Here is a 10,883-nt window from a genome sequence, read left to right on the forward strand (position 1 = left end):
CCTACTTCAGGCCGGTATTCGCGATGCCCGCGGTGATGTAGCGTTGAAGGAACAGGAAGATCAGGGCGACCGGCACGATCGACAGGACCGTCATGGCGAGCACGTAGTGCCATTGCACGTTCAGCTCGCCCGAGAACGCGTTGAGACCGACCTGCAGGGTGTAGTGCTCCTTGCGCGAGAGAACGATCAGGGGCCACAGGAAGTCGTTCCAGCGCCACATGACCGAGAAGATGGCCAGGACCGCCAGGGCGGGCGCCGCCAGCGGCAGGACGATGCGCCAGTAGATCTGCCATTCCGACGCCTTGTCCATGCGGGCCGCGTCGATCAGCTCGTCCGGGATCGTGAGCATGTATTGCCGCAGCAGGAAGACGCCCGTGGGCGTCGCCACCGTCGGCAGGATCACGCCCCAGAGCGTGTCGAACAGGTTGAGCGAGTTCACCACGAGATAGAGCGGGACGACGATGACGGACAACGGCACCATCAGGGTTGCCAGGATGATGCCGAGCACCGCCGTGCGGCCCTTGAACTCGTATTTCGACAGGGCGAAAGCCGCCATGGAATTCACCACGAGGGTGATGAGCGTCGCCATGACCGTGACGAAGAGCGAATTCCGGAAATAGCGCAGGAAGTCGAATTGCTGCAGCGGCTCGGCATAGTTCGCCGTGGCGAGCTTGATCTCGCGCACGGGCGTTCGCCTGTCGATGGGAACGCGGATGACGGGGCCCGGGTTCTGCGGATCGACCATCTGGGCCATGATCCCGACCCGCCGCACCTGGGCCAGAACCTTCTCGCTGCCGTCGTCGAGCGTCACGCGAAAGAGCGCCAGCGGCTGTTCATAGCCCTGAACCCGGACCGCCTGGGCGTCGAGGGGCATGAAGGTGGGCGGGAATTCGGCGAGGTTGGCGGGGGTCTTGAAGGACGAGACCGCGAGCCACAGGACCGGACCGAACATCAGGACGAGACCGAGGCCGAGCCAGAGATAGGCCAGCACGTCGGTCCAGTGCCAGCCGGCGCCGCCGCGCCGGCGCAGAAGGAAGGCGGACAGGGCGTTCATGCGGCCTCCTTCCGGGCGCGCCTGTTCGAGGCCAGGAGCTGCAGGGCCGTGAGCGCCACGAGGACGATCCCCATGAGGATCGAGGCGGCGGAAGCGAGCCCGAGGTTACGCAGCACGTGGGCGAAGCCGGTCTCGTAGATGTATTGGGTGATGAACATGGTGCTGGTGCCCGGGCCGCCGCCGGTGAGCACGAAGGCCTCGTCGAAGATCTGCACGGCCTTGATGAGCGCCAGGATGACCACGACGAGCAGGTTCGGCCACAGGAGCGGCAGGGTGATGCGCCAGAAGGTGCGCATGCGGCCGGTGCCGTCCATCATGGCGGCCTCGTAGAGGTCGCGCGGGATGGCCTGGAGACCGGCAAGCAGGATGAGCGCGTAGAAGCCGAGATGGGCCCAGACGGACACGAAGATGGCCCAGAACATGGCCCAGTTCCGCTCGGCGAGCCACAGGGTGCGCGCGAAGCCCAGATCCAGGAGAAGCGCGTTGAGCAGCCCGTCGCGCTGCAGGATCCATTTCCAGATCAGGCCGACCACCACCGGCGAGAGCAGGACGGGAAAGAAGAAGACGCCGCGCCAGAAGCCCCGGGCGCGCATCTCGCGGTTGAGGACGAGCGCCGTCGCCAGGGAGGCGAGCACGAGCAGGGTGACCTGCAGCACGACGAAGAGCGCCGTGTTGTGCAGGCTCTGCCAGAAGGCATCCTGGAGGCAGGTGGACGGGATTGTGTAGTCGCCGCAGGTGAGCAGCGTCTTGTACTGGTCGAGGCCGACGAAATAGCGGCCGTCGAAGAAGATGGCGGTTCCGCCGGTCAGGGAATAGGCCAGGTTGATGACGACCGGGATGAGCACGAAGACCCCGAAGATCAGCATGTTCGGGGCCAGGAACACGGCCCCCATGCCGCCGATGCCGAACCGGCGCTGAACGGCGCTCATGGGAGCGTTGAGGGCCCCCATGAGGAACCGGAAGGGCCAGGCGAGCCAGGAGGACAGGCCAGGCGCCCGTCCTTCCCCCGTTCCCATCACGATGCTCATCGTGCGCGCCTTCGCCTAGCGGGACGCTTCGGCGACCTTCTGCTTGATGTCGTCCTCGATGCGGGCATAGGCATCGGCGAGCTGCGTCTCGCCGGCCACCACCTGACCGAGGCGGCTGATGACGGCCGCGTAGATCGTGCCCGACCATTTGTAGCTCTGCATCTTCAGCGCGAGCGGGTCGGCCGTCTGGGTCGCGTTCAGGAAGATGTCGAGCGACTTCTTCACGTTCGGGTCGCTCGACTTGAAGTCGACGCCCTTGGCCGCGACGCCCTGATGGGCCGGCAGGAACAGGGTACGCTCGGAGAACTCGCGCACCACGGGCTCGCTCGCGAGATATTCCACGACCCGGGCCACCTCCTTCGGGTTCTGCGTGTACTTCACGGCCACGAGACCGGCGCCGCCCGGCATGCCCGTGCAGGCGGCGGGCCCGCAGGGCTCGGGGGCCGCCGACCAGTCGAAGCTGTCCTTGATCTTCTGGGAGAACTGGGCGACCTGCCAGGAGCCCGAGAAGTAGACGGCGACCTGGCCGTTCACGAACTCCTCGTTGGCGCCCTTGTAGGTCGTTCCGGCGACGCCGCCCCAGATCTCGCGCGGCATGATGCCGGACTTGTGCCAGTCGGCAATGCGCTGCGCCATGGCCTTGAAGCCCTCGTCCACCACGGCGGGCTTGCCGTCGGGCCCGATCACCTTCGCGCCCATGGAGATGGCCGGTCCCATGAAGCGGTGGCCCGAGCGGTCGAAGGCCAGCGCGATCGGGATCTTCTGGCTGTCGGCCACCTTCTTGGCCGCCGCCGCCCATTCGTCCCAGGTGGCCTTCGGGCCGGGAACGGGCACGCCCGCCTGCTCGAACAGCGTCGTGTTCACGAGGGGGCCGGTGATCGTGAGCTGGGTCATGAAGCCGGGCAGCGCGTTGCTGCCGTCCTCGCGCATCCAGTCGAGGGTGTTGCCGAAGTTCTTCTCGAAGGTCGCGGCGTCCTTCAGGTGCGGACGCAGGTCGAGCCAGTGCCTGGCCTGCGACTTCAGCTCCACCACGCGCACGATGTCGGGCCCGCGCCCGGCCTCGAGCTGCACGGGCAGCTGGTCCTTGATGACGCCGAACGCAACGTTGTCGACCACGACCTTGATGTCGGGATTCTGGGACTCGAAGCGCTTGACGAGGTCCTGCAGGACCTCGCCCTCGTTGCCGTCCGAGTACCACATGATGCGCACCTCGGTGGCCGCTTGCGCGACGGAGGCGCTCCATGCGAGCGCGAGGGCGCCGATGGCCAGGTGTGTCAGTCGTTTCATCACTTTCCTCCCATGATGACGTCTTGGTTCAGGCAATCACGCGTTGCCCTTGTTTCGTCTGTTGGGAAGGCAGCGGCACATGCGCTCCTTCCGGGAAGGCCGTCAGGGTCCCGGACAGGGTCCAGGACTCCGGCTCGATGGTTTCCTCGGGCGTCCTCACGGCGCCGTCGGGATCGCACGCCACAGGGCCGAAATCGGGATCGTGGATCAGAATGACCCCGTCGCCGCGCTCCTCGGCCGAGAGGCTTGCGAACCGCTCGCCGAAAGCCGCGAGGCTGCCTTCGGCGGCGATATCCGACAGGCGCACGATCCAGCGACCCGCATGTCCCGGCAGCCGCACCTCGCATCCGGCCGTCGGCCCCTTCGTGACCCGCTCCAGGGGGCCGCTCGCGACGAGAAGGCAGAGCCCTTCGCCGGAGCGCACCAGCATGCGGTCGCCCGCATGGATCACCTCATCCATCTCGGCCTCCGGCAGCCAGGCATGGGTGAAGTCCGGCTGAGCCCGATGCGTGGCGAAATCCACGACCGCCAGGGAGCGGTACTGATGCACGCGCGGCACCGTTCCGCAGCCGCCCCAATAGGACGGGCGGCCGTAACCGCTGTGGATCACCTCGCCTGGATGGTTGATCCAGACCTGTGCTTCCGGCGTCTCGCCGAGGCGCAGATGCAGGACGGTCTCCTGATAGCCCCACTCCCCCCAGCGATAGGCCGCGATGCTGCCCAGCGCGTAATCCTTCGACTTGAAGTGATAGAGCGATGCAATGCCGTTCTCGCCCTGCTTGTAGCGCCATTCATACGCGCCGGCGCTTCGATGATCGGAGAAGGCCGCCAGGCGCGGGTCGACGGCGAGGCCGTGCTCGGCAAAGCACAAAGCCAGTTGCGGCAGGGCATGGAAGCGGCGGCCGAGCGAGCCCTTTCCGAAAGCCAGATAGGAGATGCCCGAGAGTTCGAGCGTGCGCCCGGGGCGCAGCGTGTGCTCGTAGCTGCGGCCCTGCGAGGCGGTCATCATGCCGTGGTGGCTCGACAGGGCCATGATCTCGAGCAGGCGCCCGATGGCGGCGCCGGACCGCTCCCGGATGCCGGCGTCGGGCGAGAGAGCGTAGAGCGCGCACAATCCCTTCAGGTCAATGGGGAAGTACGGCGCAGAATTCCATTCCGCCATCTCGCAGGCCTCGAAATGGGTCAGCCATTCGACGAGCCTCTGCCGGCCGATCTCCGCCTGCTCACGACCCTTGCGCCCGGACCGCGTGAAGGTGGCATCGGGGAACAGCGTGCCGGCGAGATGGCAGGCCGTGTGGAACAGCAGCGCGTGGTTCTCGCTGAAATACCACATCACGTCGTTGCCGGGCTCATCCATCCAGTAGCGGAAGCGCAGGATCACGTCGTCCATGCCGGCCCGCGTGCCGGGAGCGATCCGCTCCGGCCAGGCCATGCGGGACCAGAGGAGCGGCACGAGCAGGAAGTCCGCGCAATCGTGGCAATCGCCGATGATAGGCAGGCAGGATTCGATGATGCGGTCCGTGTCCGGCCCGCCGCGATCGAGCGCGAGGCGCGCCAGCACGGCCACCAGGTCGCGCTCTCCACATTCCGCCACGTGGTCGAGCACGGCCCGCGCCCTCACGCCGATCTCGGGAGACGCGGGCGGCTGCCGGTCGAGGTGGCAGATCTCGACCCCCAGCACGCGCGTCGCCGCGAAGGCGCCGTCGCGCAGGGTGATGTCGAAGTGCCGGAAATCGGCCGGGAGTTCGCCCGTATCGGCAATCGCCACGCGGGCGGCGCCAGCGGGAAGCGCCTTGCGGAAGGCAAGCGTGTCCTCCGTGGACATGAAGTCGCCGCGCACCGCGACATGAACGTCGAGCGGATACGCCGCCGGATGGTCGAACACGATGGCGACCTCGCCCCGTCCATAGGACGGCCTCTCGAAGCGCATGCCCTCGAGCATGCCCTCCAGGGCGGCCGCGCGCGCCTCGTCGAGGGTAATCGGCATCCCGACCGACAGCCCCTCGCCGGAAACCAGCTCGAGGCTGAAGTAATAGCGCGCGTCCCGCTCGCAGAGGTCGGCAAACCAGACCCGCAGCTCGTTCCGGCCCGCCTTCAGGGCGATGTCGATCTCGATGCGCTCCTCGAAATTGCGCTGGTAGCGGGTGAGCGCCGCCACGCGGGCGCCATTGACCTCGAGGAAGGCGCCGCCGCAGGTGGCGAAGCTGAAGCGCGCCGTCTGATCGCGCGGAGACTCGATCGTGGTCCGGGCCCAGCATTCGACCCGCGTCGCCCGGAACCAGAAGCCTGACAGGTCGACCCGGGGAGAGCCGAACGGCAGCCAGACCCGGGTCGGCGTGAAGGGCGTGACCGGCCGCGGGGTCTTGCCGCGATAGGACTCGATGAAGTCCGTCCGGCAGGCATATTGGTGCGGGATGAAGTTGCGGTCCTTCGTCAGGAAGAAGAACGCATCCATCTTCCCTTCCATGGCGCGGTCCGGAACGTCGTAGCGCTCCTCGTGCACGTCGCCGAGCTGCCAATGGCCGACGGCCTGGCCGGCCGTCAGAGGATGGGTCAGATACGTCTCACTTGCCATAACGGCCCTTACCCCCGTCCGCTCGCCGGGCGCGCTCGGCCCGTGAGCATGAGACCCGAGGGACATTTCCGGAGCGGCCGATGGATCTGGCAACCCTGCGGATGATTCCGGCTGCCGGAGCGGATTTCACCGCTCGAGGGACGGCCACGCTGGGCCTCGTTGAACGTGGCGGCGTCGCGCAGGACCATGACTCTCACGACGGAACGGTCGAGCTCACGCCTGAGGCGCGGTCTGTCCCTCATGTGCATTGCCTCCCCGGCATCGGCTTGTCGTTGAGCGGATTTTTCATGAGCGCCGGAGATTGCGCAACCTGAAAATTTTTTGCAGCATCGCTCCCATGTCGAAGAAACCTGTCTCGCCTGCGAAGACCCAGGGGCGCATCCGACTGGGCGACATCGCCCTTGCGTGCGACGTCTCCATCAGCACCGTCTCGCGGGCCCTGACCGGTCAGAAGGGCGTTCGGGACGACACCCGCCGGCGGATTCTCGAAGCCGCCAGGAAGGCCCGGTATCCGTTGCCCAACAGGGTCCAGGGCGGGCGTATCGCGGTGTTCGCCAGCACGGCCGCCATGACGGATTACCGCCGGACGCAGTTCACCTGGCATGTGCTCGAGGGATTGAAGACGGCCGCGACGGCGAAGGAGATCGAGATCTCCCTGGTGCCTCTGCCGGACTCGGACGAGAACCACGCCCAGCTCCGGGACGTGCTCGACAGCCAGAGCATCCTGGGTGTTCTCCTGCTGACGGTCGACGACATGCAGGTGATGGGGCGCATCCAGGAAAGCGGAAAGGCCGCGGTTCTCATCAACGGCGACGATCCCCTCATGCGCATGTCCAGCGTCAGCCCGTGCAACCGCTCCGCCGCCCGCATGGCTTGCGATTACCTGATCGGCCTGGGTCACCGGCGCATCGGCTTCGTCATGCGCCCCGGCCGGGCCACCATCCGGCGGCGCCTGGAAGGCTGGCGCGACGCCCTTTTCGAGCATGGCCTGCCCTGTCTCGACGAGAACGTGATCGATGTCGAGGACTGGACCCCCGAATGCGCCGAACGGGCCATCGGAGACCGTCTCGACAAGGGGTCCCTCGATGTGACGGCGCTCCTGTGCGCCGCCGACAGCCTTGCGCTCGGGGCGCTGTCGGCCCTCACGGCGCGCCAGATGGCATGCCCGAGCGATATGTCGATCATGGGCATGGACGATCTGCCGATCTCGGACCTGCTCACGCCCCGGCTGACCACCATGCACATTCCCGCCCGCGAGCTGGGCGAGACGGCCGTCGACATGCTGGTCGAACTCGCGACGCACGGTCAGCGGGTCGTCCGCCGCACGGAGCTCGCCTGCCGCCTCGTCGAGCGCGATTCGACCGCGCGAGCGATGCACGAGACCGCCTCGGCCGATGCCTGACGCCGGATCCGGCCCTGACGGGCGGCCGTGCCGATCGCCGGCGCCCGCCCCGGCGGGCGCCTCAGATGAAGAACAGTTCCTTGTGGATGAATGTCTTCACGGCGTTCTTGTCGAAGGTCGCGATCACGACCGCCGCCTTGGAGCCGCTGCCGTCGGCATCGTAGGACAGGGTGAACTTCCTGGTGTTGAGAACGAAGAAATCGTCCTTGTCCTTCGCCTTCGAGCCGACCGTGAAGAACTTCTTGGCCAGGGCAGCGGGGCTGGCCTCCGTGCCCTTGCCGACCGCCTTGGTGAGGACCTTGTTGGCCTTCACCAGGTCGTTCTCGATCAGGATCCTGTCCTCGGCGGGATTGTAGGCCACGATCCTGTCGGCATCCGCCTTCGTGATGCGGCTGTCGAACACGAAGCTGTCCGCGCCCGCATCGCCCTGCAGAACATCCTTGCCGATCCCGCCGGCGAGGCGATCGTTGCCGAGACCGCCCGTGAGGGTGTCGCTGCCGAGACGGCCCGTCAGGACATCGTCCCCGCCCATCCCGGACAGCGCGTTGGCGCCGTCGTTGCCCGAGACCGCGTTGGCGGTGTCGCTCCCGGTGAGGTTGATGGCGTTCGTGCCCGCTTTCGCCATCAGGATTTCGACCTCGGCGGCCGCGCCGAGCGCGAAGCTTTCGGACGCCGTCACGGTATCGACGCCCTGGCCGGCGAGTTCCGTCACCAGGTCGAGCCCATCGACCCAATACGTGTCGTTGCCGACGCCGCCGCGCAGATCGTCCTTGCCGGCGCCCCCGTCGAGCACGTCGTCGCCCTTCCAGTCGGTGATCGTGTCATCCCCGGCGCCGCCGAGCAGGCGGTCCGCCCCTTCGCCGCCGTCGATCTGGTCGCGGCCGGCGCCGCCGTCCAGCGTATTGGCCCCCGTATTGCCGTACAGGGTGTTGTCGAGGTCGTTGCCGGTACCGGAAAAATTGCCGCTGCCCTCGAAGGCGAGATAGTCCAGGTTGGCCGCGAGCGTGTAATCGGCCGACGCGAGAACCCGGTCGAAGCCGACGCCGGAATCGACGATCACGTCGCCCGTGTTGTCGACCCAGTAGGTATCGTTGCCCGCGCCGCCGTCCATGCGGTCCGCGCCGGCGCCGCCGTGGAGGGAATCATCCCCGTTTCCGCCCGCGAGCGTGTCGTTGCCGGCGCCGCCCCGGATGAAGTTGTGCAGATCGTTGCCGGTGCCGGCGAAGTTGCCCCCGCCCGTGAAGGTCATGTCCTCGACATTGGCCGCGAGCGTGTAGCCGCTGAAGCCGACCCGGACCGTGTCCCGGCCCTCGTCCGCTCCCTCATGCACCACGCCGTCCTGGGCGTCGATGATGTAGGTGTCGTCGCCCTGACCGCCGGTGAGGTCGTCGGCCCCCGCGCCGCCGTCCATCGTGTCGTTGCCGAGCCCGCCACTCAGCGTGTCGTTGCCGTCCAGGCCGGAGAGACTGTTGCTGCCGTCGTTGCCGCCGAGCATGTTGGCGACGCTGCTGCCGATGCCGCTGACGCTGGCTGAGCCGGCGAGTTGCAGATCTTCGACATTGGCGCCTTTGACCCTCAGGTCGAAGCCGATGGACGAGACGATCTTGTCCCTCCCTTCATCGACCTGCTCGACGACGATGTCGAGATTGCTGTCGACGTAGTAGGTGTCGTCCCCTTCTCCACCCGTGAGAACATCGTCTCCAAGTCCGCCCTCGAGCGTGTCGTCGCCCGTGCCTCCGCTGAGGGCGTCGTCCAGGTCGCCGCCGACGAGATCATTGTCGAGGTCGTTGCCGGTCGCCGATCCTCCGGCCATCAGCACGATGTTCTCGATCTGGGTCCCGACGATCGTATAGTCCATCGTGACCGTGACGATGACGGTGTCGTTGCCTTCGTCGTCTCCTTCGATGATGAGCTCGCTGCCGTCGACGAAATAGGTGTCGTCGCCGGCACCGCCTTCGAGCCGGTCGTCGCCGTCGCCGCCGTCGAGGATATCGTTCCCGTCGCCGCCGATCAGGTGATCGTCGTCAAGGCCGCCGGAGAGGCTGTCGTCGCCGTCGCGCCCGTCGAGGATATTGCTGCCGTCATTGCCCTGGATCACGTTGTCGAGGGCATTGCCGAAGCCGTCTATATCGGCCGCGTCCTCCAGGATCAGGTTCTCGATGTCGGGATAATCGTCGAGATCGATGCTCGACTCTGAGATGATGGTGTCGTCGCCGCCGCCGTTCGCCGCGTCCTCCCCCTCGATCACGTCGTCCCCGCCCGCCAGATGATAGATATCGTCGCCGAGGCCACCGCGCAGCGTATCCGCCCCGGCGCCGCCATCGAGCGTGTCGTCGCCCTCGAGGCCGATCAGAACGTTGTCGTTGTCGTTCCCGTACAGGGCGTTGTCGAGACCGTTGCCCTGCCCCTGGATGGCGGACGCGGCATTCACGAGGATCAATTCTTCGAAATTTGCGCCGAGGGTCCAGGAAACCGCGGCCGCCACGGTGTCGTGGCCGCTTCCCGCGCCGCCCCCCTCGGCAACCGTGTCCCCCTGGGTGTCGACGACATAGAAATCGTCCCCCTGTGCGCCACGAAGCGTGTCGACGCCGGCGCCGCCGTCGAGAAAATTGCTTCCCCCATTGCCGGTGATCTGGTTGTTCTCGTCGTTTCCGATCACCAGGGCGTCACCGTCCTCCGGCTTCAGGGCGAAGTTCAGCTCCCCTGGCTGGAGCGTGAAGGTGTTCGAAGTCTCGTCATGGACGGCCATGCGACATGTCTCCTTAAATGCTATTACGTTTCATACGCCGATGGGCGTGCGGCGGCAAGGCGGGCGTTGCGGTGGCGGGCCTTCCGGCGATGGCAGCCGCTCTCTCCTGGGCCCGCCCGGGCGGCGCGGGTTCGTTCCGCGAACGGGATGGACCGCATCCATGAGCCATGCTCCCGATGAAGCGCCGCCCCCATGCTCGTGGGACGGCGACGCGGATCCTGACGGATGACCGGTCCGACGCGGGTATCCGGCCCGCCCGCGTCATGGCCGGCCGGTCATCGCTCGCCTCTTGCCGGCCATCCCGATCCGGTGAGGCACGGCGTTCCCAACAAGCGGGATCACCGGGACAAGCCCGGTGATGACGAGGAGAAGGTGGCAAGGGCCGGTGCCGACACCCTCCCACGTCATGGCCACCCTCCTCCCTGCCCGCCACCCTCAAGTCATGGCCGGCCTTGTGCCGGCCATCCCGATCGGAAGAGCGCGGCGCTTCTCAGAAGCGGGATCACCGGGACAAGCCCGGTGATGACGTGGTGTGTGGTGTGAGGCCGGTGCTGCTCCCTCCACACGTCATGGCCGGCCGGTCATCACCCGCGTCTCGCCGGCCATTTCGATCGGAAGGGCGCCGCGCCACACCGCATCGGGATCACCGGCACAAGGCCGGTGATGACGTGGGAGGGTGGTGTGAGCGGGTGGTGACGGGGAGACGGTGGCACGGGCCCGTGCGAACATCCCCCACGTCATGGGCGGCCTGGTGGCGGGCATACCGCGAGGGAGATCGCGGCGCCGCT

The 10,883-nt window shown here is 67.0% G+C and carries 7 protein-coding genes; 2 read left to right on the plus strand and 5 right to left on the minus strand.

The annotated features are described in order from the left end of the window. Window position 1: 1 nt before the first annotated feature. Genes OCW50_RS10175 through OCW50_RS10190 form a run of 4 tightly spaced genes read right to left on the minus strand, consistent with a single transcriptional unit; the run spans window position 2 to window position 5,944 of the window. Entirely contained in the window at window positions 2-1,054 is a 1,053-nt protein-coding gene (locus OCW50_RS10175) for a carbohydrate ABC transporter permease (protein ID WP_262297404.1), read from the minus strand. After that, on the minus strand, window positions 1,051-2,082 hold the full coding sequence (locus OCW50_RS10180; RefSeq protein ID WP_262297405.1) for a carbohydrate ABC transporter permease: 1,032 nt from the start codon (window positions 2,080-2,082) through the stop codon (window positions 1,051-1,053). The genes OCW50_RS10175 and OCW50_RS10180 overlap by 4 nt, the downstream gene beginning before the upstream one ends. A gap of 15 nt (window positions 2,083-2,097) precedes the next feature. Continuing rightward, entirely contained in the window at window positions 2,098-3,369 is a 1,272-nt protein-coding gene (locus OCW50_RS10185) for an ABC transporter substrate-binding protein (RefSeq protein WP_262297406.1), read from the minus strand. A gap of 28 nt (window positions 3,370-3,397) precedes the next feature. Next, window positions 3,398-5,944, minus strand: a complete 2,547-nt coding sequence (locus tag OCW50_RS10190; protein WP_262297407.1) for a hypothetical protein — start codon at window positions 5,942-5,944, stop codon at window positions 3,398-3,400. 80 nt (window positions 5,945-6,024) lie between these two features. Between OCW50_RS10190 and OCW50_RS10195 the strand changes: the two genes are divergently transcribed. Both OCW50_RS10195 and OCW50_RS10200 read left to right on the plus strand, forming a co-directional pair. Further along, window positions 6,025-6,258: a hypothetical protein gene (locus tag OCW50_RS10195; protein ID WP_262297408.1), complete on the plus strand. Its 234-nt coding sequence runs from the start codon at window positions 6,025-6,027 to the stop codon at window positions 6,256-6,258. A 23-nt stretch (window positions 6,259-6,281) separates the two neighbouring features. Beyond that, complete coding sequence (locus tag OCW50_RS10200) at window positions 6,282-7,346, plus strand: LacI family DNA-binding transcriptional regulator (RefSeq protein WP_262297409.1); 1,065 nt, start codon at window positions 6,282-6,284, stop codon at window positions 7,344-7,346. Window positions 7,347-7,407: 61 nt separating this feature from the next. Here OCW50_RS10200 and OCW50_RS10205 read toward each other — a convergent pair whose 3' ends face one another. Next, window positions 7,408-10,095: a calcium-binding protein gene (locus OCW50_RS10205; RefSeq protein ID WP_262297410.1), complete on the minus strand. Its 2,688-nt coding sequence runs from the start codon at window positions 10,093-10,095 to the stop codon at window positions 7,408-7,410. Between the last annotated feature and the right edge of the window lie 788 nt (window positions 10,096-10,883).

The sequence above is a fragment of the Microvirga sesbaniae genome (genome assembly GCF_025460805.1).
Lineage (GTDB): Bacteria > Pseudomonadota > Alphaproteobacteria > Rhizobiales > Beijerinckiaceae > Microvirga > Microvirga sesbaniae.